The sequence below is a fragment of the Burkholderia sp. RS01 genome, from assembly GCF_039748055.1.
Lineage (GTDB): Bacteria > Actinomycetota > Actinomycetes > Actinomycetales > Micrococcaceae > Arthrobacter.
The window spans coordinates 17,733-43,286 of record NZ_JBDLAK010000025.1 but is presented as its reverse complement, the minus strand read 5'-3'; the positions used below and the strand labels follow the sequence as shown (position 1 = coordinate 43,286).

Below are 25,554 nucleotides of genomic sequence, written 5' to 3'. Positions count from 1 at the left end.
TATGAACGCATGAGCGATCCGAAAGACACTCAGCCGCGGCCGGCCGAAGACGCAGGTACTGCCCCGCACAGCGGGATCCAGGCAGGCGACGACGTCCCCGTGGAAGGCACCACCATCGACGGCGATGCCGTTCAGGGGGACGGGCACGCACCTTCTGAACCGGCCAAGCCCAAGGGCGCCAACCTGCAGGACCTGGTGGACGAGCCCGCCAAAGTGATGCGGATCGGCACCATGATCCGGCAGCTGCTGGAAGAGGTGAAGGCGGCGCCCCTCGACGACGCCGCGCGGGGCCGGCTGGCGGAGATCCACGAGCGCTCCATCAAGGAACTCGAGGACGGGCTGGCGCCCGAGCTCGTAGCAGAGCTGGAACGGATAAGCCTGCCCTTCCCGGATAACGCGACGCCGTCCGACGCCGAACTCCGGATAGCCCAGGCGCAGCTGGTCGGCTGGCTCGAGGGCCTGTTCCACGGCATCCAAACGGCCATTGCAGCCCAGCACGCAGCCCGGGAGCAGGCCATGACCCAGATGCAGCTGCGGCAGCTTCCGCCGGGGACTGTCATTGCCCCGGGTGTCGTGATCGGCGAGAACGGCGAGCCGCAGCGTGCGAAGGCCGCGCAGCCCGGAGCCGGCACCGCTCAACCGGGGCGGAAGGAAGATTCCGATCACGGCCCCGGCCAGTACCTGTAGGTCTTCTTTGGGCTTTTTCACGGCCGCCATGCAAGGGCGGAAAGACGACGCCGAACTCGGCAGGGGCCTGTGGCGCCGCGCCCACGACCGCTTTCACCGCGGACTGGACCGCTACCACCAGGTGTTGGAGGGCGTCGAGGACGAACAGCTCTACGCGGAGCTCGTCGAGGTGGCCAACCAGCTGGCGGACCTGTCCGGCCGCGTGCGCCGGGTCTGCGTCGAGGCGCAACGGCGTTCGCCAAGCGACGGGCTTGATATTCCGCATGCGCTCTCCGGCGTGCACCGCGCTTTGTCGAAGGCAGGGAATTCGCTGGCCGCCACTGCGGAGGCGGCAGCGATGCTCCGCCTCGCCGTCGGTCCCGTTCCGGTGGGTGCCGCGTCCGTGCGGCGCCGTGCCGAAACGGTCTTCGAGCAGGTGGCCGACGCCGAGCGGCTCTTGGCCGCATCCTCCTGACTCGGGGAAACCCGCGTTATTCCCGGCCTCGCCGGATTAAGCGCCTAGCTTAGCCTCGCTGCATGGGCTACGCCCGTGTGTCCATTGTTGGCAGGATGGACAGATGACTTCTTCACCAACACTGACATTCAATGACGGCAAGACCATCCCCCAGCTTGGCTACGGAGTGTGGCAGGTTGAAGACGACATCGCCGAAAAGGTGGTCTTCCAGGCCTTCCAGGCGGGCTTCCGCCACATCGACACGGCAAAAATCTACGGCAACGAGGCCGGTGTCGGCCGGGCCATTGCGAGCTCCGGGCTCTCGCCCGAGGAAATTTTCATCACCACCAAACTCTGGAACGCGGACCAGGGCTACGAGTCGACCCTCGCGGCGTTCGAGGAATCCATGGAGCGCCTCGGCCTGGAAACCCTTGACCTGTACCTGATCCACTGGCTGCAGCCGAAGCAGGACAAGTACGTGGACACGTGGAAGGCGCTCATCGAGCTGCAGAAGCGCGGCAGGGTCAAGTCCATCGGGGTCTCAAACTTCACCATCGAAGGTCTGCAGCGCATCATCGACGAGACCGGAGTGGTACCGGCCATCAACCAGGTGGAGCTGCACCCGTTCTTCAACCAGTCCGAGCTCCGGGAGTTCCATGCGTCAAAGGGCATCCTGACCCAGGCCTGGTCGCCGTTGGGCCAGGGCGGCGAGCTCCTCGAGGACGCCACCATCGCCGCCATCGCAGGCAAGCACGGTGCCACAGCGGCGCAGGTGGTCATCGCCTGGCATCTGGCGATCGGGAACGTGGTCATCCCGAAGTCCGTCACGGAGGCCCGGATTCGCGAGAACTTTGAGGCACTGAATGTCACGCTGGATACCGACGACATCGCGGCGATCAACGGCCTGGAGCGCACCGCGGCAGGCGCCGGGCGGATCGGCCCGGACCCCGCGGTCTCTGACTTCGCCTAAGGCGTCAGGACGCAGCCGCCAACTGGCGGCCCGGCAGGCTGCCATCCGCTGAGCCTGGACTGGCCCCGTCCGCTATTGTTAAGCCCCAGATCAATAGCGGACGGGGCCAGCGTCCGTTGAGCCGGCCTTTAGGCTGCCAGCCGGTCCTGCCGCGTTTCCACGGCGTCGACTACAGCCCAGCCGTCCTCGCCCGAAATGCTGCGGCTGGCAAACCGCTCAGCGTCCGCGGCGGTATCGAAGACCTCGGTCCTGGCCCGCCCGCAGTCGGCATCGAAATACGTTACGTGGAATTCCTGATTCATTTCCATGAATCCATGGTGCAACCGGGGTCTGACATTATTCGTGCTTCAGCCCGGTGTGTTGCGCAGCCGAAGCACCCGTTCCTTGGCCAGCATGGCTGACCGCTGGCTCTTTTCCGCTGCCCTGGCCGACTGCTTGGCCTCCGCGGCAGCCACGTCCCGCTCCTTCCGCGCCGCTTCCAGCGAGACCTCCAGTTTCTGAAGCCGTCGGCGGGCCTCGGCCACCGCGTCGGTCAGCCGATCGAAGGCCGCATAAGCTTCCTCCTGCGCCTCCGCGCGCAATTCCGCCTCGCCGGCAGCTCCCGCTGCAGCGCTCTCGGCCTCGGCGAGGGCTGTCAGCGCTTTGTCCAGCACCGACGGCGACGGCGGGCGGGGCGCCTGGCGCACGGCCTGCAGCCGGGGCTTCTCCGGGGCGCCAGACTGCCCGGATGGGCGCGGGGGCGCCGGAGGGCTGTCCGTCGAAGCTTGTCCGGCCGTTGTACGCATCGTCCTTGGCCTGGCTGGCCGTGTGCCGAGCGCGGCAGGAACCGCAACCGCACCGCTCAGATCAACCTGGTCCACGCCGTCGGCGGACAGAACCCGCAGCAGCATCCCGCACTGCACTGCGGCGGCCGCCGCCGGGTCCGCCGTGGCGGCGCGGAGGGTCTCTTCCACCTCCGTGGCCACAGGTCCGCTGATTTTCCGGCCGTGCCCCTCAGCAGCAAGCCTGGCGGCCGCCACAGCCTCGCCGAGCAGTTTCCGCCGCTCGCGTGCCAGCTCGCGCAGCGCGGCGGCGTCGAGCGAAGCCTGCGCGTCCTGCATCGTCTGGCCGAGGTCGCTGAGCTGCTGCATGGCCTCTGGCCGGTCGTGTGCCAGCATGTTGACTGCCCAGGCCGCGACGGAGGGTTTGGGAAGCTCGCGGATCGCTTGGGATAGCGAGCGGTCGGAGGTGGCTGCATCCTTGGCGGCGGCGGTCCGTGCGGCAACGAACTCGTCGAGCGGGAGCGCGTACAGTCGCCGTGCGACTTCCTCCAGAACCTCCACCATGCCAGCCATCTTAGGACCGCCTGCCGCGCGGCAGGAGGATCGGACACCCTGGCGGCGCATCGGCGAGGAGGCGGCCGTTGAGTTATCGCCCTGGTAAATGGGGGGTCAGTCTGCCGCCTTGGCGCATCCGATGCAACCGGTCGGCCACGTTCCGCAGTGTTCTGGCAAGACTCCTGTACAGCCCGACGGCCAGCGCGTTCAAGAAGAGAATCACCACCTCAACCGCGCCTGCCACCAGCAGGAGGAACGCAAAAATGATGAGAGCCGGCAGGAGCATGAGGAAAACGGCAATAATTACCCCGACATAGGCGAGGGCATAGCCGACGATCGTCGCCTGATCCACTGGAATCCGATCAACAGCCAGGTGACTGGCTTGTGGTGCTGCTTTTTCCCTCGGCAGCGTTGGGTGACGCGGTCTCCGTCAGCTTCGACAACCGGAGACCACCTCGCGGAACGTGCATTCCGCGCACTCATGGTGCTCCACAAGCGCGACTCTGCGCTGTGGCGTTCTCTATAAGCTCTTCACCCGAAGGGTTACCACGGCGGGTTCCGGCGTCCCGTCCCGGTCCATTCGGCGCTGATCCGCTGTCACCGACCCCCTGGTCTTACGCTTGGTCCTGCATGGCTCTTACCGGCTTTTGACGGCTGATACCGAGTTTTATAGCACCGCCACACTGGTCTGACAAGAGAATTCCGGGGCTATTCCTTGACGGCGTCCTTGATGTTTTCGCCAGCCTGTTTTCGGGTCTGGTTTGTCCCTGCCCGCCGGGGCTTCGGGCCTCAGACTCCCCATCGCCCGGAGCTTCGCCGGCGGCAAGCCGCTGCATCCACACCAAATACTTGCCAGATACTAAGCATGCTGATTAACTCGTAATACGGCTGGCGCCATGCCAGCGGTACGTGTGTGTTGGGAAGGAAGTGCATCATGGGATTTCTCGGTTTTCTCCTGCTCGGCCTGATTGCAGGGGCCATAGCCAAAGCCATTCTTCCGGGACGGCAGGGCGGCGGGTGGCTGCTGACCCTTGTCCTGGGCGTTGTCGGGGCGATACTCGGCGGCTGGATCGGCTCCCTGATCTTCGGCGGGGGTCTTGGCGAATTCTTTGACCTCAGGACTTGGCTGCTTTCCATCCTTGGCGCCGTCATCGTGCTGCTGGTCTTCGGTGCAGTCACCCGCAGGAGCCGGGTCTGACCGGCGCCGCCGTCCAAACGGGCGGTTGAAACAGGTTTCACACGGTTCAAGGTGCCTTGTGTCTGACGGCTGGAACCTAGGACTTCCGTTGGGTTCTGGGGATCCGGGATCCGGGCCCGACAATGCTGGTACACGGCCGCCCGGACAAATGACCGAGGAGGAGGTCCTCATGACGCAGAGTCCGGACGATTCCATCCTCCGGCGACAGGTCCTCGACGTCATAGTCGATGTCCTGTCGGCCACCGCCACGGATCCGGATGCCCGCGTCAGCCTGCTGCAGCACCTGGCAGGCAACCCGGGCAGTCCGGAAATGGCGCTTCTTGCCCATCTCAGCGGCCGGTATGACGCGGATGACGCAGACTCCCCCCTGAATGAGTGGCGGCAACAGGAGGGCGACCAGGCAGCCGCCTTCTAGGTTGGAACGGGGATTCGCGCCCTTTTTGGCCGGGTTGCGCACCGGGAAGCGCGCCCTTCCGTGCTGCCTTTCCGGGCCGCAGTTTCCGAATTCGTTCCGGACTTCGCGCTGCCGTGTGCGCTGGCCCCCTTGATTAGGGCGCCCACATCACGAGGGGTGTCATGGTTCCTCCGGGATTTTCCAAGGCGCACAAACGAGAGTGATGACTTCCGGGGGTGCACGTGACCGCCCACCGAATCCTGGAGTTGAACGGTCGTGAGGCGCCCGGCACGGACGCGGCTCAGGCAGTTACACGCCAGAAAGGAGCAGCGATGGCTGGATGCCAGGTACTGCGATGCCCCAACCCCTCGGCCGCCCGGTTCGTTTCGGCCCACTCGAAGGTCACAGCGCTGGTGTGCGGGGAGCATAAGCTGGCGCTGGACGCAGGCGAACGCTGGGATTGCACGGGTCGCGACGGGAGCATTCTCATGGGACCGGACCTGGCGCCTGCCTTGGCGGACTACCTCGTCGGCGGGCGCGGCAATGGAGTTACCTTGACCATCGAGAGGATGGGCGACGACCATCCGTTCTCCGTATGGCTCTCGCATGCTGAAGCAGCCAGGCTCGGTGATCTGCTCCTTGCCCCGGACGGCCCGCCACCTTCAGGGGACCAGACAGACCCCGGGCCGGAGCGCCGGCGGAGGGACAATCGCTGACTGCAGCCGGCCCCGGTTCAGCGGCCATATGGACGCGAACCCACGAGTTCCCCCCAGCATTGCAGTGTCTGGCGGAGCTTGCCCTGACCAGCGGCATCGACAAGCTCAGCAGCGACAGCGGCGAGTTTCTTGTTGGTGTGCTGGCTCCGGGCCGCAAGGATGCTGAAGGCCTCGTTGGCCTGGACGTCCAGGCGTCCCATGATGATTCCCTTGGCCTGCTCGATGGTCGCCTTGTTGGCGTAAGCGCCGGCCACCGCCGCCGCCGCCTCACGGCTGACTTCCGCTGCCACTGTCTGGGTAAAGTCCATCACCACGCCGCGGATCGCCGTAACCGGTCCTTGGCCTTCTACGGCCTCGGCCAGGGTCAGCACGCGATGCTTGCGCCCCTGGCTGTCGATGATGCGGTGGAAGAGTGCCCCCTGCCCGCCGCTCGAATGGATTTCATCAAGCAGCTCCAGAATGGGTCCGCGGTCCTCCGGATGCTTGTGGGCCATGATCAGTTCCGGCGTGGGGACAATTTCCCCGCGGGTATAGCCGTGGATGGCGAACAGGCCGTCGGACCAGTCACAGCGGCCCGACGCCAGGTCCAGGTGGAACGTGCCCGAGGGGCATTGCTCTCCCGCGCCGAGCGGAAACGAATAGGTCTTCAGATTGTGCAGCATGGGGTGCCCGTTTCGTCGAGATACTCAAGTTTTGCGGGACCACCCTAGGGAAAGCCGGAGGCCCTGGACCTATGGCGGGGGCGGTACCCCCACCTGCGGTGCCCACCCGGAGCCACCGTCGTCGGACCGGTTTATCATGATCGAGTGACAGGGCCCGCCCCAACCAGCAGAGGAGATCGTCATGACCACGCTGCCAGATCGACCCAACACCGCCTTGATGGTCATCGACGTCCAGAGGGGCGTCGTGTCCGATGTTCACGAGCGCGACTCGGTCATCGCCAACATCGGCATGCTCGTCGACAAGGCGCGGGAGGCAGGCGCCCCGATCGTCTGGATCCAGCACTCCGACGAGCAGTTGGAGCGGGGGAACGACGCCTGGGAATATGTCCCGGAGCTGTCACGCCAGGATCCGGAACCGTTGGTGCACAAGACGTTTGCGGACTCCTTCGAAGACACCGATCTGGAGGACGTCCTGGCCAATGCCGGAGTCGGGCGCCTGGTCGTCGCTGGCGCCCAGACGGATGAATGCATCCGGTCCACGATCCACGGGGCCTTCGTTCGCGGCTACGACGTCACGCTCGTCGGCGATGCCCACACGACCGAGGATCAGACGGCGTGGGGCGCCCCGACGCCGGACAAAGTCATTGCACACACGAACCTGTACTGGAAGTACCACACGGCTCCGGGCCGCACCGCCCAGGTCACGGACGCTAAAGACGTGACGTTCACCGCCTGAGCCGCCTTGTCGCGCCGCGCTGCCCGCTGTAGCCGCCGTGGCTACAGCGGAACCAGCCTGGGCTTCTTCGGCCGGGGGCGGCGCACGGCCACCGGCTCTTTGCGGGTGACGCCGAGGATCACGCCGATCCCTGCGAGGGAGGAGACCATGGCGGAGCCGCCATAGGAGATGAACGGCAACGGCACGCCGATGACCGGAAGCAACCCGCTGACCATGGCGATGTTCACGATGGCCTGGCCGATGATCCACGTAATCACGCTCGACGAAACGATGCGGCCGAACGTGTCCTGGGTCCGGGCGATGACCTTGAAAACGGCTATGGCGAGCACTGTAAACAGCCCCAGGACCAAGAGAGTGCCGGCCAACCCGAGTTCCTCGCCGAGGATCGTGAAGATGAAGTCGTTATGGGCTTCGGGGATCCAGTTCCACTTCTGCCGGCTCTGGCCCAGGCCGACCCCGAACCAGCCTCCGGAGGCCAGCGCGTATTGGCCGTTCAGCGCCTGGTAGCCGACGCCCTGGGCGTCGTCCGCGGCGCCCATGCCGAGCCAGGAGGAAATCCGGCCGACACGGTTACCGCTGGTGGCGGCCAGGACGACGACGACCACGGCACCGATGGCCCCGGCAGCGCCGAAGACTTTCATCCGCACACCGCCGTAGAACATGGCAGCCGCGAGGATCATCATGATAATCATGGTGGTGCCCAGGTCGTGGCCGACCGCGACAAGCCCGGCGATCAGGGCCCCGCCGGGGAAGACCAACGGAACGACGGCGTGCTTCCACTGCTTGAGGAGGGGCTGCTTGCGCGTGAGGACGGCCGCAGACCAGAGGATCAGCGCGAGTTTGGCGAACTCGGACGGCTGGACGGTGAAACCGCCGAAGCTCAGCCAGTTGCGGTTGCCGTTCACGGTCATGCCCAACGGAGTGAACACCAGTCCGAGTGCCACAATCGCGGCCGCGAGCAGCGGCCAGGCAAGTTTCCGGATGTGCCGGGACCGAAGGCGCGCCAGCCCGAACATCGCCGCTACGCCGGCCACAGTCCACATACCCTGCTTCAGCGGCAGGTCGTACGGGTTCAGCCCGTTCGCAACCGACTCGACCGATGATGAGGACGCAACCTCGATCAGTCCGATGGCGGCCAGGGTCAGGACCACGGCCAGGATGACGGGCCTGGTACGGTCCCCGGATTCGTCCCCCAGCCAGCGCCCGACCCGGACGAAGACGTCCCTGCTGTCGGTTGCACGCGTCGACGGCTGCTTCGTGGTCACTTGCCTGTCACCGTTTCCTTCCTCGGGCTCCCTTGCACCGGGTTGGTCCGGGAAGGAAAAACCCACTGGGAAACCATATCGCTCGGTGGGACAGCAAGATGCGCAGGAACACTTGTCTCGGCCCAAGGAGCCGCCCGAGGTGATAAGCCGGCCCACTGATGGCACCTGCCTGTCTTCCAGACTAGGCGCCGGGACGAAGCGAGTGCCGTGCCTTGGCGGACAGGGTGTGGCGTGTCAGGATGTGCCGATGGGGCACAAGAAGGACTCAGGACTTCCTCAGGCAGGGACCTGGCTGGCCGCCCGCCAGGCTGTCTCCCGGCAGCACAGCGAGCCCCACGACATCCTGGAAACCGCGATCGAAACCAGCAGTGTTCTGTCAGTCTTCATGGAGGAGAAGTGGCCCAAACCCTTCTTCGTGGGCGTCCCGCGAAGCTGGTGACCATAGACGTCAAGGCCACATGGGAAGACGGGACCTTCACGGTCAAGTTCAAGGACCTGACCCAAATCAGCTTCGGCGGCGACTACGAAAAGGCCCTGTGGGCCACCGTCGGAGGGTTGCCCGCGGAGGCGCCCCGTGATCGGCCCCCAGGACCCCGCCAGGGAGGCCAGCCCTAGCCGAAAATCAGCGCGCAGTGCGGCTCCGTTTCGGAGCTAGGGAACGCTTCAGCCGCGCGTGAAGTAGGTTGTTTGTGACGAACAGCTTTGCCGCAGCGACGGACGAGACGTCGCACGAAGTACAGAAGGGCACCTCAATGACAACCCGAGAGACCCACTCCGTCGGCGCTCCCTGCAGGGTCGACACGTTCCAGCCGGACCCCCGGGCCGCCATGGACTTCTATGGCCCGCTCTTCGGCTGGAGCTTCGATGATCCGACCCCGATGCCGGCCGGCCTCGAGGGCGACTATTTCACTGCACGCGTCCGCGGGCGGCGGGTGGCCGGGATCGGCCAGGCGCCGCCGTTATCACTGCCGACGTGGAACACCTACGTGCGCGTCGACGACGTCGCGGAAACTCTCGCTCGTGCCGAGCAAGCGGGAGGGGCGCGCATGGCTGGACCGTTTGGTGTTGGCTCGGGTGGCGTCCTTGCGGTGGTCGCAGACGCCACCAGCGTCCCGTTCTGCCTGTGGCGCCCCGGTGAGAGCGACGGCGACGAGCTGGCCAATGAGCCGAACTCCTGGGCGATGAGCTCGCTGCACACCACAGACGTCGAACGGGCGCAGGCGTTCTACGGCTCCATCTTCGATTGGCAGCTCGAGTCGGTGCCGAATGCTCCCTTCTCAATGTGGCGACGCTCAGGCCGGGTCGTGGCCGTTGTGACGGCGACGGACGGTGTCGCCGTCCCGCCCCATTGGAGTGTCAATTTCGCCGTCCGGGACGCGGACTCCATCGCCCGGCACGCCGTCGAGCTGGGCGGCACCGTCTTGATGGCGCCGACCAACACTCCGGGATTTCGCAGCGCGGTGATCGGCGACCCCCAGGGCGGCTTCATTGCGGTCAGCGCAGCCAGCTGACCCCATCGACGCAGGTCCTGGTCGGGTGTCCGCCAGCCTTCCGGCGACACCGCCCTCAGCGGAACAATAATCCCGTGCGCGCGGAACTGGAGACAATTAGTCCCGACGCTTGTAGTCTTCAACCAGGCTCGGTCCGCGTTTCCCACAGGGATGCAGGGACCGGGTTCCGTGCCGGGCTCAGCCGGTGCGCGCACACACAAAGGAATAGCCGATGTCGGGGGACAGGTTTTCTTTTCTAGCGGAGTTCGGAGAGTCATTCAGGCCCGGTCCGGACGGACAGGCCTCGCCTCCTCCGCGAGACGAAGACGGCGTGACGCTGCGCGGGCAGGTCACACAGATTATTGCTGAAGTCCTGGCGGATTCTGATCCGCAGGGCGAATGGGCCCGGTCGCAGCTCCGCGACCTCTTGGCTTCCCATCCGGACGAACCGGAACGGGCGCTTCTGGAGCATCTGGTTGCCACCCGGGCGGCGACTGACGCCGATGAGTCTTTCGCAGAGTCCCTGCAGGACCAGCTGGCGCCGGCACAGCCGCGGTACCTGTCGGTGCTCTTTGCCCAGGAAAGCAGGGACAGGATCCGGACTGTCCTCCGCAACAGGATGCTGCTCACGGCCTTTCAGCCCATCAGGGAACTGCCGTCCGGCACCGTGACCGGGTTCGAAGCACTTACCCGGTTCGTCAGTGACGACGGTGCCAGCGCCGACGTCTGGTTCCGCGATGCCGCCGCCGTGGGGCTTGGCCCGGACCTGGAAATTGCCGCTCTGCAGTGCGCCCTCGAAGCAGCCCGTGACGTGCCGGGGCATCTGTTCGTCACGTTCAACCTCAGTTCAGCGATCTGCCGGGACACCCGCGTTCCCTGGATGCTGGAGGGTTCCGGCCTCGGCCTGGACAGGATCATCATCGACCTCGCCGGGCGTATCGGCAGTGACGAGATCCCCACACTGAACCGTTCCCTGGCACCGCTGCGCCGCGCCGGCCTGCGCGTGGCGGTCGACGGCTCCGGCCACTACGGTGTCGCCTCGGACCTGATCCGGAGGATTCACCCGGACGTCGTCAAACTTGACCGCGGTTTCCTTGAAGGACTGCAAAGTCCTCACGGGCATCCGGATGCCTCCACCATGGTCGAACTGGCGATGGAGACCGGCGCGGTCCTGGCCGCCGAAGGAATCGAGACCGAAGAAGAGCTCGCGCTCGTCAAGAGCTTCGGGATGGAAACCGGTCAGGGCTATCTTCTCGGACGCCCCTCGGCCAGTCCTCTGGACTGGTCAGCGTGGACCATTCAGGCGGAGGACATCTCCGCGCAGGGCACTTCTGCGATCACCGGACTGTGACCTGGCAACAGAGCAGGGACAGCGGCATGATGCGGCGGGTGACGCGGGGGCGTCCACCCAACGATTCGTTATGACCGGAGCCGGCCAAGGCCTGGAAATTAGCGGCGGACTCCCGCCCGGATCAGGTTTCCACCGAACCGGGCGGGACTACGTGCCCGTCCTAGCCACCCAGCCTGGCGCGGGCTTGCGATGCCGGGGGCGGTGCTACTGGGAGAGCGCCGGCCCCGGCTGTCCTGTGTTCTCGGGTTCGCGGTCACCCTTAATTGCCGGACACCCACAGTCTCCCCTCCGCATCTTGGAATAAGAGCGGCGTTCGGCGCCGGTGGTGGTCTCAGCGCCGCCCAGAATTGAGGGAACGGCGCCAAGGTTTACCTAAGGAATGTCCCGCATTCAGGCCGCCCTGCCGGCCCGCACTCGGGACGAAAACCCAAAAGGTCGGCGGCAAAGCAAGAAACCCCGCATTCCCGCTGGATCAGCGGGAGTGCGGGGTTCGTCTCGAGCTTCCTATCAGAATCGAACTGATGACCTTTTCATTACGAGTGAAACGCTCTACCGACTGAGCTAAGGAAGCACCGCACCAAACAACCGGTAAACCGGCTGGTTCATGCAAGAGTCAACTGTAATAGAGTCCCTGCGTCCGGGTCAAAATGACGGCTTCTCCAGCCCGCGATTGACGTTGGCAGGATGTTCATTCGACGGTCGGATCGGGTTCAGGCCACCACCAGACAGAGCAGCGATGCTGGCGGAAACAGAGTGGTGCAGCATGCGGGCCACGTCGGCAAAGGAGCTTGACCATGACTTTAGACAGCGCAACGGCCATGAACAGCGCAGCGGTCTTCAACGGGGGAGGGGCAGGAATGATCTTGGGCAGCGAACGGTCCGCTGGCCTGGTTGCCGTGCCTGAAGGCCAGGAGGTCCGCCTGGCCGTGCTGGCCATGGTGGGAACAACAGTGTTCGACGGCGGCCTGATGGAACGGGCGATGTCCCGCACGCTGGTGGAACAGGGGGTCCCGGAAGGTTCCGCTGAATTTGAGCGCATGCAGGGCTACGCGCGCGACCATTCCGGAATCTCCCGGATGACCGTCTTCAGCGAATTGTTCAGTGATCCGAAGACTGCCGTCAGCGCCAACAGGATGTTTGAGCTGAATTGCGACGAGCTGATAGCCGCCGGCGGAATCCGCCCTGTTCCCGGTGCCGAGGAATCCATCGGCTGGCTGCGCGATGCCGGGATCAAGGTCTGCCTGGCCACCGGCTTCGGGCGGCACACGCAGAACATGGTGCTTGAGTCGCTCGGCTGGATGGGGCTTGCCGACCTGAGCCTGTGCCCGGCCGACGCAGGCCGCGGCCGGCCCTTCCCGGACATGGTGCTGACAGCTGTCCTCGCGCTCGACATCGACGACGTCCGCAAGGTTGCCGTCGTGGGGGACACGAGCGCGGACATCCATACCGGCCTGCGTGCGGGAGCCACGGTGGCGGCAGGTGTCCTCACCGGGGCGCATACGGAGGCGACATTGCGGGGAGCCGGGGCCACCGCCGTCGTTCCTTCCGTCAAGGACTTTCCTGCGCTGCTCGAGGGCCGCGCAGCGGGCCTCTGACAACAGTCCGCGTCAGCAGACGGTGTTATCCGCCGGTTCCTTGCCGTCCACGAAGTACTTGTCCACGGCATCGCCGATGCAGCTGTTGGACCGGCCGTACGCGGTGTGGCCCTCACCCTTCCACGTCAGCAGCGAGGCGTTGCCCAGCTGCTTCCGCAGGGCGCTGGCCCATTCCACGGGGGTGGCGGGGTCACCTGTCGTGCCCACCACGACGATCGGCGCGGAGCCGGTGTACTCGACGGCGGCAGGCGTGCGGGTGCTCTTGTACGGCCAGTCCGCGCAGTTCGCGCCGCCGTAGGCAAAGAAGTAACCCAGGGTGGGGGAGACTCCGACCAGCTGCTGCTCCTCGGCGCGCATGGCCGCCGTATCGCTGCTGCTGGGGTAGTCCAGGCAGTTGATCGCGCCGAAGGCGAAGGCGGTGTTTGACGTGTATTTGCCGTTGGGAGCGCGGTCCGCGCCAAGATCGGCCAGCCGCAGCATGGGGCTCACGTCGCCCTTCATGGCTGCGTCCAGCGCCTGGGTCAGGGCCGGCCAGCTTTCATTGCCGTACATCGGAACAATGAGGCCGCTGACAAAGGTGTTGGCACCCACAACCCGGCCGTCCTTGGCGGTGCGCGGAGTCTGTTTCACGGACTCGATGAGGTCGCGGATCTGCTGGATCCCGTCCTCGACAGTGCCGCTCAGCGGGCAGCCGTTCTCCCCGAGGCAGTGTGCGACGTAGGCGTGGAGCGCCTTGTCGAACGCCTTCGCTTGGCCGCTGGTGAGTTCCTCGGCGGTGAGCGAGGGGTCCAGCGCGCCGTCGAGGACCATGCGGCCCACGTTGTTCGGGAACAGCGAAGCGTAGGTGGAACCGAGGAACGTTCCGTAGGAGAACCCCATGTAGTTCAGCTTGGAGTCGTTGAGCACGGCGCGCAGGACGTCAAGGTCCTTGGCCGAGCTGACGGTGTCGATGTGCGCCAACACCGGTCCGGTGCCCTCGGCACACTTGGCCGCCACAGCCTTGTTGTCGGCGCGGAGGATGGCCAGTCCGGCGTCGGTCTCGGGCGTGTAGATCTTGGCGCGGGCTTCGTCGCGTTCCTTGTCCGTCAGGCACGTGACAGGAGACGAGCGCTTGACGCCGCGGGGGTCGAAGCCGACGAGGTCGTAGTTGGATCGCAGCTTGTCGGAGAAGTGGCTCGCGCCGGCGTCCCGGACGAAGTCGTAGCCGGAAGCTCCCGGGCCGCCGGGGTTGACGAGCAGGCTGCCCTGCTTCTTGCCCCCCGTGCTGGACATTTTCAGGGCGGCGATTTCGATGGTCTTGCCGTCCGGCTTGGCGTAGTCGAGGGGGACCTTGATCTTGGCGCACTGGAGCTTGTCCTCGCAGGGCTCCCAGACCACTTTCTGGGAGTAAATGTCCTTCAGTCCGTCCGGGGCCGCAGCCGCGATGGACGGGTCCGCCTGGCCGGTGGAGTTGCCCTGCGACGAACTGCCCTTGGACTGGCCCAGGAAACTGCACGATGCCAGCAGCATGACCAGCGCCATGGCGCCGACGGCCCGCAGCCCGGTCGCAAGGGATCGGGATCGCGCGGACAGGGGCGGTGCAGACATCATGCGGTTCTCCTTGTGGGCAACGGCGTCAGGCGTCACGGGGCGGGGCGGGCGTGGGGCTAGATCAGGCTGGCCGCCATTGACTCTATGGTCAGCAGCGGAGCGACGTTCGTGGTGGTGATGCGCTTGCGGGCCTTGTTGATGGCGTCCATCCTTGCGAGGGTCACCTCGGGGCCCGACCTGCCTGCAAATTCCTCCAGCTCGCCTCTCAGCTCAACGTTCACCAAATCCACGGCGTTCCCGAGCTGGATGATCAGGACGTCCCGGTAGAACGACAAAAGGTCCGTCAGCGTCCGGTCCAGGGAGTCCGTCACCGAGCGTTTCGCACGCCGCTTCTGATCGTCCTCCAGCTGTTTGACCTGGCTGCGCATGGCTGGCGGCAGCGTTCCGGTCTCGGGGGCGCCCAGTGTGGCAAGCAGGGCGGCCCTCTCGGCGGCGTCACGCTCCTCATTGGAGCTGTTGGCCTCCTCGGTGGCGATCTTCACGAGTTTATCAGCCATCATCACGGCAGCCGTAATGCCCCGCAAGCCGAGCGGGAACCGGACGGTCTCCAGCCGCCGTTCACGGGCCTCGGCGTCGCGGGCCAGGCGGCGGGCGATTCCGACGTGGCTTTGCGCGGCGCGGGCCGCGCGTTCGGCCAGCGCCGGATCCACGCCGTCGCGCTTGACCAGGAGGGCCGCGACATCCGCGGCGGGCGGGAGCCGCAGCGCCACCGCCCGGCACCGCGAGCGGATGGTCACGAGGACGTCCGCCGGGGAGGGGGCGCACAGCATCCAGATGGTGCGCGGCGTGGGTTCCTCGATTGCCTTCAGCAGCACGTTGGTGGTGCGCTCGGCCATGCGGTCGGCGTCTTCCACCACGATGATCCGCCAGCGCCCCGACGATGGCCGGTTGCCGGCCGTGGAAACGAGTTCCCGTGCTTCCTCGATGGTGATGGTCACCTTTTCGGTGCGCACGAACGCGACGTCGGCATGGGTCTCGCCGAGGATGGTCAGGCACGCCGCGCACTCGCCACAGCCGCGGAGCGAGACGTCGTGCTGGTCGCAGTTCAACGCTGCGGCGAAGGCCTTGGCGGCATTCGACCGGCCCGAGCCGGGCGGCCCGGTGAACAGCCATGCGTGGGTAGGTCCCTCTCCCGTGGCAGCCTGACGCAGCTGCGCGACGACGGCGGGCTGGCCCTGGAGGTCATCCCAGACTGTCATCCCATCCTCCTGCCGGAGGAGGCCAGGAGTTTCCCGACGCGGTCCAGGATGGTGGTGGCAAGCTCATCGACGGGGAGCCGCGCTTCAAGGACAAGGTAGCTGTCCGGCCGGGCGGCGGCGAGATCCAGGAAGGCCTGCCGGATGCGGGCATGGAACTCGTCCGCTTCCGATTCCATGCGGTCCTCGGCGGCGTCCGCGGCCGTGCGGCGGCTGCGGCCGTCTGCCGGGTGGACGTCCAGCAGCACCGTGAGATCGGGCTGCAGCCCGGACGTGGCCCACTCGTTGATGCACCGCACGGCGTCCGTGCCGAGGTCCCGCCCTGCGCCCTGGTAGGCCACGGAGGAGTCGATGTAGCGGTCCGTCAGCACCACGTCACCGCGTTCCAGGGCCGGCCGGATGACCTGGCTGGCGTGGGCCGCCCGGGAGGCGGCGAAGATGAGCGCTTCCGTGTGGGCGTCGATGTGGCCGTGGCCGTGGTCCAGCACGAGGGACCGCAGCTTCTCGCCGATCGGGGTCCCGCCCGGTTCCCTGGTCCGGAGCACGGTCAGGCCCAGCGATTCGAGTGATCCGGCCAGCCGGGCGGCCTGCGTTGACTTGCCGGCGCCGTCACCGCCTTCGAAGGCGATGAAAAGTCCGGGACTGTGCGTGTTCACTGGTCCAGCCTACCGACAATCACTGACAGGAAATGGCCGCCGTAACCGCTTTTTCACCGGGCGGGCGGCCAACGTACGCTTTGACCATGAGTCTTTCCGAACAGCACGCGGCGTCCCTTTCGGCGGAAACGGTGGTTGTGGCCGCAGGCCGTCCTCCCCGTGAGCACGATGCGCCCGTCAACCCGCCGATCGTGCTGTCCTCCACCTACTTCGGCACCGGCGCCCTTGACGACGGCGACCGCGGCTACGGCCGCTACGCGAACCCCACCTGGGACCCGTTCGAGGAGGCCCTGGGCCAGCTCGAAGGCGCCTCGCTGCCTGGCCTTCTCTACGCATCCGGACTGGCGGCGGTCAGTTCCGCGCTTTCACTCGTTCCCGCCGGCGGCGTCTTAGTGATGCCGTCCCACAGCTACGCCGGTTCCCTGGTGATGGCAGCTGAACTGTCCGACAAGGGCTTGCTCGAGCTCCGCACCGTGGATATCGCGGACACGGACGCCGTCCGGGCACAGCTGGCGCCGGCGGACGGAAAGCCCGCCCACATGCTGTGGCTGGAGAGCCCCACGAACCCCATGCTCGGAATCGCCGACATCAGGGCGCTCACCCAGGCGGCCCACGACGCCGGCGCGATCGTCGTCACGGACAACACCTTTTCCACGCCGCTGGTGCAGCAGCCGCTCAAGCTGGGCTCCGACGTCGTCCTTCACTCGGTCACCAAATACCTGGCCGGCCACTCCGACGTCGTGCTGGGCGCCCTGGTGACCTCGAACGCCGAACTGCGGGCGGCCCTGCTTCACCACCGCATCATCCACGGCGGCATCGCCGGCCCGTTCGAAGCCTGGCTGGCCCTGCGCGGGCTGCGGACGCTCGCGCTGCGGATCGAGCGTTCGCAGGCCTCCGCCGCGGTGCTCGCCGACAGGCTGAGCGCGCATCCGGCCGTCGAAAGCATCCGGTATCCGGGCCTGATCTCGGACCCGGGTCACGACCGCGCCAAGTCGCAGATGACGGGCTTCGGCTCCATCCTTTGCATCCAGATTGCCCCGGCAGGAGGCCTTAGCGGCGCCGACGCCGCGGACAAGCTGGTCCGGGCCCTGCAGCTGTGGCTGCCCGCCACCTCGCTCGGCGGCGTGGAATCACTGATTGAACGACGACGCCGGCACGTTGCCGAGCCGGTCAGTGTCCCGGAGAATCTGGTCCGGTTGAGCGTCGGCATCGAGAACGTCGAGGACCTTTGGGCCGATTTGCAGCAGGCTTTGGACGCCTTGGGCGGATAGGCTGGGCGGGTGGACGGAAAAGTACTGATCATTCTGGTCGAGAACGCGGTGTACTACATCCTGGGGCTCGCGGCATTGGTCCTGGAGGTGTGGGCCTTCTTCGACTGCGTCCGCCACAGGGCCAACGCATTCGAGGCCGTGGGCAAGCGGACCAAGACGTTCTGGCTGGCATTGACCGGCGGCAGCATGGCTGTCGGCGCGCTGTCCGTGCTGGGCGGCGGGGGAGGCGGCCTGATCGGGCCCCTCGGCCTGTTTGGCCTGGCCGCTGTGGTGGCGGCCTCCGTCTACCTGGCGGACGTCCGGCCCGCAGTGAAGGACGCCGGCCGCGGCGGCAGCCGCAACACGGGCCCCTACGGCCCCTGGTAGTTCACTCGCTGGTTGGGCCCGTCGAAACCCGGAGCTACTCCGGCGCCACGGCTTCCCAGCCCACGGTGAGTTCCCCGAGGCGCCACCGCGCCGGTCCGTCGTGGACCGGCCACCCGCCGTCGAGCAGTGCCCGGCACATGGCCGTCCACCGCTGCCGGTTTCCGTAGGATGCCAACGGGGCTGATTCCAGCCACGCCCGGTCCATGGCCTGCAGCAGACCGTGCACCCGTTCGCCGGGGACGTTCCGGTGGATGAGTGCCTTGGGCAGGCGTTCGGCGATGTCGGACGGCAGGTTGAAACTCCCGAAGCGTACGGACATGCTCAGGCTGAGCGGGCGCTGGGCATCAAGCGCAATCCACGTGACCCGGCGGCCGATCTCGTCGCATGTGCCGTCGATGAGCAGCCCGCCGGGCGCCAGCCGGCCCTGCACCAGTCCCCAGATGCCGCGGACGTCCGCTTCCTCGTACTGCCGCAGCACGTTGAACGCGCGGACCAGCACGGGCTGCCCCGGCACCGGGAGTTCGAACCCTCCGGTATGGAAGCTCAGCCCGGGACGCTCGAGCGCCTTGGCCGCGCGCACGCGGTCCGGCTCGATCTCGATCCCGCAGACGTGCACATCGGCCCGGACAGCCCCGAGCCGCTCAAAGAGCTCGACGGCGGTGGCCGGGGAGGCGCCGTAGCCGAGGTCGACGACCAGGGGGTGGGCAGCTGCCCGCAGCCGCCAGGCCTGCGGTCCGGCCAGCCAGCGGTCCAGCCGGCGCATGCGGTTGGGGTTCGTGGTGCCGCGGGTCACGTTGCCTACGGGCTTTCCCCGGTTGCTCCGGCTCGCCGCCACCCGCTCTGCTTTTTGCACCACCGCCCCAGCCTACCCAACGCGGGCCCGCATTCCGGCCGTTCCACAGCCGCGCAGCAGCGGCCACAGGGTGGCACAATGTAACGCTCGGCGCCGGCGGGTCCTGCTCGGCTAGGATGAAAATCATGACTTACAAGCTGATTCTGCTGCGCCACGGCCACAGCGACTGGAACGCCAAAAACCTCTTCACCGGCTGGGTGGACGTTGACCTGAACGACCAGGGCCGCCAGGAGGCGCTCCGCGGCGGCGAGCTTCTGGTCGAGCACGACGTGCTCCCGGATATCCTCTACACCTCGGTCCTGAAGCGGGCCATCAACACGGCCAACATTGCCCTGGACAAGGCCGACCGCGGCTGGATCCCCGTCAAGCGCGACTGGCGCCTGAACGAACGCCACTACGGCGCCCTGCAGGGCAAGGACAAGGCACAGACCCTTGCCGAATTCGGCGAAGAGCAGTTCATGCTGTGGCGCCGTTCCTACGACACCCCGCCGCCGCCCCTGGACGACAACAGCGAATTTTCCCAGGCGCACGATCCCCGTTACGCGGACCTGGGCGACGCCCTCCCGCGCACCGAGTGCCTGAAGGACGTCCTTGTCCGCCTGATGCCCTACTGGGAATCGGACATCAAGGAAGACCTCAAGGCCGGCAAGACCGTCCTGGTCACCGCCCACGGCAACTCCCTGCGCGCCCTGGTCAAGCACCTGGACGGCATCAGCGACGAAGCGATCGCCGGCCTGAACATCCCCACGGGCATCCCGCTCGTGTACGACCTCGACGAGGACTTCCAGCCCATCAACCCGGGCGGAACCTACCTTGATCCCGAGGCCGCTGCGGAGGCTATCCAGGCCGTGGCCAACCAAGGCAAAAAGTAAGGCTACGCGAATGTGCGCTAGTTGAGCCGCTTTCGCAAGAGCTCAACCAGCGAGACGACGACGGCGGCTGGTCACCTGAGGTGACCACCCGCCGTCGTTCGCTGCTTTAAGAGGAGCGAAGGCCCTTAGCCGTGCTCGATGCTGTTCGGGTGCCAGGCGCCCGTCACAAGGTACGTGACCTTCTGGGCGACGGAGACGCCGTGGTCAGCGAAGCGCTCGAAATAACGGCTGGCGAGGGCCACGTCCACGGTGGTGGCCGGTGATTCCTGCCAGTCGCTGCGGGCGATCGCCTTGAACACGCTGAGGTGGAGATCATTCACCGTGGTGTTGGCCTTCATGATGTCGCGGGCAACTTCGAGGTCGCGGGTCTCGAGCAGTTCCGTGAGCTTGTTGGCAATCTGGATGTCCTGCTCGGCGAAGCTCTTGAACGTGTCCGTGAGCGGTGCCGGGATGACGGTCGACGGGAACCGGAGCCGCGCCAGCTGGGCGATGTGGCGGGCAAGGTCGCCCATGCGCTCAAGTGATGCGCTCATGCGCAGCGATCCCACGATCATGCGCAGGTCGCTGGCGACGGGGCCCTGGAGGGCAAGGATGTCGATGGCCCGCTCGTCCAGGCTGTTCTGCAGGAAGTCAATGCGTGCGTCGGCCGCGATGACATCCTGCGCCAGATCGACGTCGGCGACCTCGAAGGAATCCGTTGCCTTCACGATCGCTTCGCTGACCAGCTTTGAAATTTCGATGAGGTCTTCGCCCACCTGGGCAAGCTCCTCCTGAAAAACCTTACGCACGTAGGCGTCCTTTCCTTGGAAACTCCGCCCCGCCGCGGCGGTCAGAATTTCGTGTCACCGTTCCGGCAGTCCAACTGGCCACTATTCCAGTGTCCGGTGAACTGTTACGCACCTCTAGATGAACGTTAGCTGAATCCGCACCGTCTTGGCCCCGGATCGGCTATTCGGCCTTCACGAAAGCATAAGCTGGAGCCGTGGATCCAATGCTCATAGGTGTCATCGCCGGCCTGATCGGCCTGTCGTTCGGCGTCTTTGGCGTGCTCGCATTCAGGGTCAGCGAGCAGCAGCGGAAACTCGTGGACGTCGAATACGACGAGCCTGTGCTTCCGGCGGGATCCGCCGAGGTGCTCGCCGTCGTCGGGCAGGCGTTTGTTGTGGTGGACGCCATCGACGGCGTCGTCCGTGCCAGCCCCGCCGCCTATGCCTACGGCCTGGTGCGCGGCCATACGGTTGTACACCGCGAGCTTCTGGACATGACGGCCAACGTGCGCCGCGACGGCGTCATCCTAGAGAAGCAGCTCGAGCTCCCGCGGGGGCCGCTGGGTCAGGGAACCATCATCGTGCAGGTGCGGGCGGCCATGCTGGGTGAAGAATATATCCTGCTGCTGGCCGATGACCGGACCGAGATCACGCGTACCGAAGAGATCCGCAACGACTTCGTGGCCAACGTCTCCCATGAGTTGAAGACGCCCGTGGGGGCCATTTCGCTCCTGGCCGAGGCACTCGAATCCTCAGCGGACGACGAAGAGGCCGTCCGCCGTTTTGCCAAGCGCATGCACAAGGAGTCCGCCCGGCTGGCGGCGCTCGTGCAGGACATCATTGAGCTGTCCCGCCTGCAGGGCGCGAACGTGGCGCAGCGCGGCCACGCCGTGGACATCAACGACGTCATCTCCGAAGCCGTGGACCGCTCGCAGCTCCCGGCCGAGAGCAAGAACATCAAGATCGTCATCGGCGGCCGCGTGGAGGCCAAGGTCTACGGCGATCAGGACCTCCTCGTCACAGCCCTGCGCAACCTGATCGACAACGCCATCCGCTATTCGCCGGAGAACACGCGCGTGGGCATCGGAGTCCGCTCCAGGGAGGGCCTGATCTCGGTCTCCGTCACCGACCAGGGCGAGGGCCTTTCGCCGGAGGACCAGGAACGGGTGTTCGAACGGTTCTACCGCGTGGATGCGGCGCGGTCCCGGCACACCGGCGGAACCGGGCTGGGGCTGAGCATCGTCAAGCACGTCATTTCCAACCATGGCGGCGAAGTCACCCTGTGGTCACAGCCCGGCCAGGGCTCCACGTTCACGCTCCGGCTTCCCGAGATTGAGGGGCAGGACGAGGACTCCGCCTCCGAGGTCCGTCCACCACGGATGCGCACCGCCGCGGGTGAGGCGCGCGACGCCAAGGCGTCCGGCCGTGCCAAGCTGCCGGAGGGCAGCCAACCGCACAACGTCAAGGAACCACGCGACGCCGCCGGCGTCCACGAACGAGGAGCTAACGCTTGAGCCGGATTCTTATTGTTGAGGATGAGGAATCGTTCAGCGATCCGCTGTCCTATCTGCTGGGCAAGGAGGGGTTCGAGGTCGAGGTTGTGGATAACGGCCTGGACGCCATCACGGAATTCGACCGCAACGGGGCCGACCTCGTGCTCCTGGACCTGCAGCTGCCGGGACTGTCCGGCACGGAAGTCTGCCGGCAGCTCCGGCAGCGTTCCAGCGTCCCGGTGATCATGCTGACTGCCAAGGACTCTGAGATCGACAAGGTGGTGGGGCTCGAACTGGGTGCCGACGACTACGTCACCAAGCCCTACTCCTCCCGCGAACTCGTGGCCCGGGTCCGTGCGGTGCTCCGGCGCCAGGGCGAGCCGGAAGAACTCGTTTCCTCCACCGTCCACGCCGGGCCGGTGCGGATGGACATTGAACGCCACGTCGTGAGCGTCGACGGCGAGCAGGTGTCCCTGCCGCTGAAGGAATTCGAACTGCTGGAGATGCTCCTGCGGAATTCGGGCAGGGTGCTGACCCGGGGCCAGCTGATTGACCGCGTGTGGGGGTCCGATTACGTGGGCGACACCAAAACCCTGGATGTGCACGTCAAGCGGCTCCGCAGCAAGATTGAACCCGATCCGTCGCTGCCGCGGTTCCTGGTCACCGTCCGCGGACTTGGCTACAAGTTCGAACCCTAAGGCCAGACATAACAGAGAAGGAGGGGCTCCCGGCCGGGAGCCCCTCCTTCTCTGTAGTCAGCTATGCGTCAGCCGTCAGTGGCTTGCGGTGGGGGACGGCGTGCTTTCGCCCGGCGTTGCGGTCTCGCTCGGCGTCGCAGTTCCGGTGGGCGTGCTGCCGGCGGGAAGGTACTGCTGGTATTCCTTCAGGGTTCCGTCAACCACGGGAATCTTGACGGGCTTGTTGACGTTCGTCCCGTCTTCGGTGACCTGGACGTCCACGAGGGTTCCGGCCTTTCCGCCCGTCGTGCTCAGCGTTGCCGGGTCCGTCGAGTCGTTCAGCAGCGTGTAGGAGTTCTTCTTCACCGAGACTTCGGTCTGGGAACCCTCCGCACCCTTGAGCGTGAGCTTGACGTCCTTGGAGGACGAGTTGTACACGGCGCCGATCACGCGGCCGGGTTCGTTTTCACCCGACGACACGATGAGCATGTTACGCAGCTGCAGCGGGCCGACGTCGGCGCGGATGCCGTCGGAGGCGGCGTACTGGTGGGAGGTCTGCTGGGCGTTGACGTAGCCGCAGCCGCTCAGGGCCAGCAGGCCGACGCTCAGGGCGGCAGCCGCCATTGCCAACTTGCCGCGCTGGCCCCGGTTCATCGCAGTGAAACGCACGTCACGCACTCCTTGAAAAGTCTTGAAACAGTTTTCAGCCATAGCCTATCGGCAAACGGACCCAAACAAGGATTCGGCCGGTACACATACGGGCGAGGTTCGGCCGCCGCCAGGGCATCGCCGGGAGGCGCTGACTACCCGCGCGTAACGCTTGTCGGCGGGTCGCGAATACACTATTATCCGTGTTCGTCAAGGGGTTTGGCCGGCTGATTCGGCCCATTTTCCGCGGATTTACGCGGTTCCTGACCCTTATCCGTGCCAGTCATATGCCTTAATCGTGATAAACTGGTCTGCGGGAAAGGGGAAAGTCCACATGGTTTTTGAGGTCGGCGAGACAGTAGTTTACCCTCACCACGGTGCAGCAAAAATTGAAGAAATCAAGATGCGCACTGTCAAGGGCGAAGAGAAGATGTATCTCAAGCTCAAGGTGGCTCAGGGTGATCTGACCATTGAAGTTCCAGCAGAGAACGTTGACCTTGTTGGGGTACGCGACGTAGTGGGCAAAGAAGGCTTGGAGCACGTATTTGACGTGCTTCGTGCCGAGTTCACTGAGGAGCCCACCAACTGGTCGCGTCGTTACAAGGCAAATCTGGAGAAGCTTGCTTCCGGTGACGTCATCAAGGTTGCAGAGGTCGTCCGCGACCTGTGGCGCCGGGATCACGATCGGGGCCTTTCCGCAGGCGAGAAGCGAATGCTGGCCAAGGCACGGCAGATTCTGATCTCAGAATTGGCTTTGGCTGAAAAGACCGACGAAGAGAAGGCGGCAAGCGTTCTCGACGAGGTCCTGGCTTCCTAAGAATTGAACCCCGGTGGCAAAGCGCCACCGGGGTTTCTTTTTGCCCAAAATCCCCAACTTGGTAGCAGCAGGCGCCGTTTTGCGCGCTCAAAACGGCGCCTGCTGCTACCCAGTTGGGCCCGTGGACGCGAAATCGGCCGGGGCCGAGCGGCCGGGACGTAGGCTAGACCGCATGAACAATGCACCCACCCGCCCCGTCACCGCCGTGATCCTGGTGGCGGCAGGATCCGGGCAGCGGCTCGGCTACGGCTTGCCCAAAGCGGCTGTTCCGCTAGGCGGCGAACCCATCCTCCTGCATGCGCTCCGCGGAATTGTGGCCTCCGGGGTCGCGCGCCAGGTATGCGTTGCCCTGCCTGCCGGCGATGACGGGCTGCGTCAGCTGTGCGAAGACTTCCGTGTGGAGCTCGTCGATGGCGGCCCGCTCCTGACCATGGTCGACGGCGGACCCACCAGGGCGGATTCCGTCCGGTCCGCGCTGGCCGCCCTTGAGGACGGGACCGAAGCCGTGCTCGTCCACGATGCCGCCCGCGCCCTCACGCCCGAGTCCGTCTTCCACCGGGTGGCCCAGGCCCTGGCCGCCGGGGCAGCGGCCGTCATCCCGGTCATTCCCGTCGTTGACACGGTCAAGACAGTCGCCGCCACCCAGGGCCGCGACCTGGACATCGCGCCTGAACTCGTGACCGGAACGGCTCCCCGTGAAGAGCTGCGGTCGGTCCAGACACCGCAGGGCTTTAACTTTGAGACCCTGAGGCAGGCGCACCAGGCCGCACTCCGGTTCGACGAACGCCAGGCCGCCGCCGTGACCGACGACGCCATGCTGGTGGAGCTCCTGGGTGTACCGGTGCATGCCGTCCGGGGCGCCAGCCAATCCCTGAAAATCACCACGCCGCTGGACCTGATCATCGCCGAAGGCCTCCTCGAGGGACCCCTGGGCGTCCGCTGGGTCGAGGGCTGAGTCCATGAGCGCAGAGAAGCCGGCTGAGACATTGAGCCCGGCCGAAGTGAAAATGATCCTGCCCCGCACCGGAATCGGCATTGATGTCCATGCCTTCGCCCCGGAAAGTGCATCGCAGCCGCTCTGGCTGGGCGGCCTGTTCTGGGAAGGGGAGCGGGGGCTGGCCGGCCATTCCGACGGCGACCCGGTCGCCCACGCAGCCGCTGACGCCCTGTTCTCCGCCTGCGGCATCGGAGACCTCGGCACGCACTTCGGCACTGACCGCCCGGAACTTGCGGGCGCCTCGGGAGTCACCCTCCTGGCGGAAGCGGCCCGGATCGTCCGGGCCGCCGGCTTCGAAATCGGCAACATCGCTGTGCAGTTCGTGGCCAACCGGCCCAAGTTCGGTCCCCGGCGCGAAGAGTCGCAGTTCGTGCTGAGCGAAGCCGCCGGCGCCCCCGTGAGCGTCACCGCCACCACCAGCGACGGCCTCGGATTCACAGGCCGCGGCGAGGGAATTTCGGCGGTGGCCACGGCCCTCGTGTACCCGGCCCCCTGACCGGATCGCCTAGGCTGGAAGCAGCACCAGTACCGCAATATT

31 protein-coding genes and 1 tRNA gene are annotated in these 25,554 nt (G+C 66.1%); 20 read left to right on the top strand and 12 right to left on the bottom strand.

Annotated elements, in window-relative coordinates:
- Nucleotides 1–9: 9 nt before the first annotated feature.
- From ABFP37_RS19405 to ABFP37_RS19395, 3 genes are all read left to right on the top strand, one after another.
- Nucleotides 10–687 carry a bacterial proteasome activator family protein gene (locus ABFP37_RS19405; RefSeq protein WP_347034621.1) on the top strand — a complete coding sequence of 226 codons (678 nt, stop codon included), beginning with the start codon at nt 10–12 and terminating at the stop codon, nt 685–687.
- Between the two features lie 28 nt (nt 688–715).
- A complete protein-coding gene (locus tag ABFP37_RS19400) occupies nt 716–1,141 on the top strand; it encodes a hypothetical protein (protein WP_347034619.1) in 426 nt (141 codons plus the stop codon).
- A gap of 103 nt (nt 1,142–1,244) precedes the next feature.
- Nucleotides 1,245–2,090: an aldo/keto reductase gene (locus ABFP37_RS19395; protein ID WP_078029945.1), complete on the top strand. Its 846-nt coding sequence runs from the start codon at nt 1,245–1,247 to the stop codon at nt 2,088–2,090.
- Nucleotides 2,091–2,218: 128 nt separating this feature from the next.
- Here ABFP37_RS19395 and ABFP37_RS19390 read toward each other — a convergent pair whose 3' ends face one another.
- The 3 genes from ABFP37_RS19390 to ABFP37_RS19380 form a co-directional block, all read right to left on the bottom strand.
- Nucleotides 2,219–2,398, bottom strand: a complete 180-nt coding sequence (locus tag ABFP37_RS19390; RefSeq protein WP_078029946.1) for a hypothetical protein — start codon at nt 2,396–2,398, stop codon at nt 2,219–2,221.
- A gap of 39 nt (nt 2,399–2,437) precedes the next feature.
- Nucleotides 2,438–3,415, bottom strand: coding sequence for a hypothetical protein (locus tag ABFP37_RS19385; RefSeq protein WP_139362942.1), 978 nt, complete (start codon nt 3,413–3,415; stop codon nt 2,438–2,440).
- Between the two features lie 82 nt (nt 3,416–3,497).
- Nucleotides 3,498–3,758, bottom strand: a complete 261-nt coding sequence (locus tag ABFP37_RS19380; RefSeq protein WP_347034617.1) for a hypothetical protein — start codon at nt 3,756–3,758, stop codon at nt 3,498–3,500.
- Nucleotides 3,759–4,340: 582 nt separating this feature from the next.
- Here ABFP37_RS19380 and ABFP37_RS19375 point away from each other — a divergent pair.
- The 3 genes from ABFP37_RS19375 to ABFP37_RS19365 all read left to right on the top strand — a co-directional run bounded on the left by ABFP37_RS19375 (nt 4,341) and on the right by ABFP37_RS19365 (nt 5,714).
- On the top strand, nt 4,341–4,604 hold the full coding sequence (locus ABFP37_RS19375) for a GlsB/YeaQ/YmgE family stress response membrane protein (protein WP_078029951.1): 264 nt from the start codon (nt 4,341–4,343) through the stop codon (nt 4,602–4,604).
- 169 nt (nt 4,605–4,773) lie between these two features.
- Nucleotides 4,774–5,019, top strand: coding sequence for a hypothetical protein (locus ABFP37_RS19370; RefSeq protein WP_139362943.1), 246 nt, complete (start codon nt 4,774–4,776; stop codon nt 5,017–5,019).
- A 311-nt stretch (nt 5,020–5,330) separates the two neighbouring features.
- A complete protein-coding gene (locus ABFP37_RS19365) occupies nt 5,331–5,714 on the top strand; it encodes a hypothetical protein (protein WP_347034615.1) in 384 nt (127 codons plus the stop codon).
- A gap of 17 nt (nt 5,715–5,731) precedes the next feature.
- On the opposite strand, the gene ABFP37_RS19360 is transcribed toward ABFP37_RS19365, so the two are convergent.
- Nucleotides 5,732–6,376: a PAS and ANTAR domain-containing protein gene (locus ABFP37_RS19360; protein ID WP_078029954.1), complete on the bottom strand. Its 645-nt coding sequence runs from the start codon at nt 6,374–6,376 to the stop codon at nt 5,732–5,734.
- Between the two features lie 181 nt (nt 6,377–6,557).
- Here ABFP37_RS19360 and ABFP37_RS19355 point away from each other — a divergent pair, with 181 nt between their 5' ends.
- Entirely contained in the window at nt 6,558–7,112 is a 555-nt protein-coding gene (locus ABFP37_RS19355) for a cysteine hydrolase family protein (RefSeq protein ID WP_078029955.1), read from the top strand.
- Nucleotides 7,113–7,153: 41 nt separating this feature from the next.
- On the opposite strand, the gene ftsW is transcribed toward ABFP37_RS19355, so the two are convergent.
- Nucleotides 7,154–8,377 (bottom strand): putative lipid II flippase FtsW, encoded by a 1,224-nt coding sequence (gene ftsW / locus ABFP37_RS19350; protein ID WP_078029956.1) that lies wholly within the window; start codon nt 8,375–8,377, stop codon nt 7,154–7,156.
- Nucleotides 8,378–8,624: 247 nt separating this feature from the next.
- Between ftsW and ABFP37_RS19345 the strand changes: the two genes are divergently transcribed.
- The 4 genes from ABFP37_RS19345 (at nt 8,625) to ABFP37_RS19330 (ending at nt 11,218) form a co-directional block, all read left to right on the top strand.
- Nucleotides 8,625–8,816 (top strand): hypothetical protein, encoded by a 192-nt coding sequence (locus tag ABFP37_RS19345; protein WP_347034613.1) that lies wholly within the window; start codon nt 8,625–8,627, stop codon nt 8,814–8,816.
- Complete coding sequence (locus ABFP37_RS19340; RefSeq protein WP_139362944.1) at nt 8,774–8,992, top strand: hypothetical protein; 219 nt, start codon at nt 8,774–8,776, stop codon at nt 8,990–8,992. The genes ABFP37_RS19345 and ABFP37_RS19340 overlap by 43 nt, the downstream gene beginning before the upstream one ends.
- Before the next feature lie 137 nt (nt 8,993–9,129).
- On the top strand, nt 9,130–9,888 hold the full coding sequence (locus ABFP37_RS19335; RefSeq protein ID WP_347034611.1) for a VOC family protein: 759 nt from the start codon (nt 9,130–9,132) through the stop codon (nt 9,886–9,888).
- 310 nt (nt 9,889–10,198) lie between these two features.
- Complete coding sequence (locus tag ABFP37_RS19330; protein ID WP_260680858.1) at nt 10,199–11,218, top strand: EAL domain-containing protein; 1,020 nt, start codon at nt 10,199–10,201, stop codon at nt 11,216–11,218.
- A 498-nt stretch (nt 11,219–11,716) separates the two neighbouring features.
- Here ABFP37_RS19330 and ABFP37_RS19325 read toward each other — a convergent pair.
- Nucleotides 11,717–11,789 (bottom strand) — tRNA-Thr (locus tag ABFP37_RS19325).
- Between the two features lie 223 nt (nt 11,790–12,012).
- Between ABFP37_RS19325 and ABFP37_RS19320 the strand changes: the two genes are divergently transcribed.
- Nucleotides 12,013–12,813, top strand: a complete 801-nt coding sequence (locus tag ABFP37_RS19320; protein WP_347034609.1) for an HAD family hydrolase — start codon at nt 12,013–12,015, stop codon at nt 12,811–12,813.
- A gap of 12 nt (nt 12,814–12,825) precedes the next feature.
- Here the strand turns inward: ABFP37_RS19320 and ABFP37_RS19315 are convergent, their stop codons facing one another.
- Genes ABFP37_RS19315 through tmk form a run of 3 tightly spaced genes read right to left on the bottom strand, consistent with a single transcriptional unit; the run spans nt 12,826 to nt 16,255 of the window.
- Complete coding sequence (locus tag ABFP37_RS19315) at nt 12,826–14,403, bottom strand: alpha/beta hydrolase (protein ID WP_078029961.1); 1,578 nt, start codon at nt 14,401–14,403, stop codon at nt 12,826–12,828.
- 56 nt (nt 14,404–14,459) lie between these two features.
- On the bottom strand, nt 14,460–15,602 hold the full coding sequence (locus tag ABFP37_RS19310; protein WP_347034607.1) for a DNA polymerase III subunit delta': 1,143 nt from the start codon (nt 15,600–15,602) through the stop codon (nt 14,460–14,462).
- Complete coding sequence (tmk, locus tag ABFP37_RS19305; protein ID WP_078029963.1) at nt 15,599–16,255, bottom strand: dTMP kinase; 657 nt, start codon at nt 16,253–16,255, stop codon at nt 15,599–15,601. Before tmk ends, ABFP37_RS19310 begins: the two co-directional genes overlap by 4 nt.
- 86 nt (nt 16,256–16,341) lie before the next feature.
- On the opposite strand from tmk, the gene ABFP37_RS19300 reads away from it, so the two are divergent.
- Nucleotides 16,342–17,526, top strand: a complete 1,185-nt coding sequence (locus ABFP37_RS19300; RefSeq protein WP_078030003.1) for an aminotransferase class I/II-fold pyridoxal phosphate-dependent enzyme — start codon at nt 16,342–16,344, stop codon at nt 17,524–17,526.
- Between the two features lie 9 nt (nt 17,527–17,535).
- Nucleotides 17,536–17,892, top strand: coding sequence for a DUF2516 family protein (locus ABFP37_RS19295; RefSeq protein WP_078029964.1), 357 nt, complete (start codon nt 17,536–17,538; stop codon nt 17,890–17,892).
- Nucleotides 17,893–17,926: 34 nt separating this feature from the next.
- Here ABFP37_RS19295 and ABFP37_RS19290 read toward each other — a convergent pair whose 3' ends face one another.
- A complete protein-coding gene (locus ABFP37_RS19290; protein ID WP_185982340.1) occupies nt 17,927–18,748 on the bottom strand; it encodes a class I SAM-dependent methyltransferase in 822 nt (273 codons plus the stop codon).
- 122 nt (nt 18,749–18,870) lie between these two features.
- Between ABFP37_RS19290 and ABFP37_RS19285 the strand changes: the two genes are divergently transcribed.
- On the top strand, nt 18,871–19,617 hold the full coding sequence (locus ABFP37_RS19285) for a phosphoglyceromutase (RefSeq protein ID WP_078029965.1): 747 nt from the start codon (nt 18,871–18,873) through the stop codon (nt 19,615–19,617).
- 125 nt (nt 19,618–19,742) lie between these two features.
- Here the strand turns inward: ABFP37_RS19285 and phoU are convergent, their stop codons facing one another.
- Entirely contained in the window at nt 19,743–20,405 is a 663-nt protein-coding gene (gene phoU, locus ABFP37_RS19280; RefSeq protein ID WP_078029966.1) for a phosphate signaling complex protein PhoU, read from the bottom strand.
- A 203-nt stretch (nt 20,406–20,608) separates the two neighbouring features.
- Between phoU and ABFP37_RS19275 the strand changes: the two genes are divergently transcribed.
- Both ABFP37_RS19275 and ABFP37_RS19270 read left to right on the top strand, forming a co-directional pair.
- On the top strand, nt 20,609–21,898 hold the full coding sequence (locus ABFP37_RS19275) for an ATP-binding protein (RefSeq protein ID WP_347034635.1): 1,290 nt from the start codon (nt 20,609–20,611) through the stop codon (nt 21,896–21,898).
- Nucleotides 21,895–22,575, top strand: coding sequence for a response regulator transcription factor (locus ABFP37_RS19270; RefSeq protein ID WP_078029968.1), 681 nt, complete (start codon nt 21,895–21,897; stop codon nt 22,573–22,575). Before ABFP37_RS19275 ends, ABFP37_RS19270 begins: the two co-directional genes overlap by 4 nt.
- Nucleotides 22,576–22,650: 75 nt before the next feature.
- Here ABFP37_RS19270 and ABFP37_RS19265 read toward each other — a convergent pair whose 3' ends face one another.
- The gene (locus ABFP37_RS19265) at nt 22,651–23,223 is read right to left on the bottom strand and encodes a hypothetical protein (RefSeq protein WP_347034604.1); all 573 of its coding nucleotides are present in this window, start codon (nt 23,221–23,223) and stop codon (nt 22,651–22,653) included.
- A 313-nt stretch (nt 23,224–23,536) separates the two neighbouring features.
- Between ABFP37_RS19265 and ABFP37_RS19260 the strand changes: the two genes are divergently transcribed.
- The 3 genes from ABFP37_RS19260 (at nt 23,537) to ispF (ending at nt 25,512) form a co-directional block, all read left to right on the top strand.
- A complete protein-coding gene (locus ABFP37_RS19260) occupies nt 23,537–24,019 on the top strand; it encodes a CarD family transcriptional regulator (RefSeq protein WP_026266570.1) in 483 nt (160 codons plus the stop codon).
- A gap of 172 nt (nt 24,020–24,191) precedes the next feature.
- On the top strand, nt 24,192–24,974 hold the full coding sequence (gene ispD / locus ABFP37_RS19255) for a 2-C-methyl-D-erythritol 4-phosphate cytidylyltransferase (RefSeq protein WP_347034603.1): 783 nt from the start codon (nt 24,192–24,194) through the stop codon (nt 24,972–24,974).
- Nucleotides 24,975–24,978: 4 nt separating this feature from the next.
- Nucleotides 24,979–25,512: a 2-C-methyl-D-erythritol 2,4-cyclodiphosphate synthase gene (ispF, locus tag ABFP37_RS19250; protein ID WP_347034601.1), complete on the top strand. Its 534-nt coding sequence runs from the start codon at nt 24,979–24,981 to the stop codon at nt 25,510–25,512.
- Nucleotides 25,513–25,554: the final 42 nt, after the last annotated feature.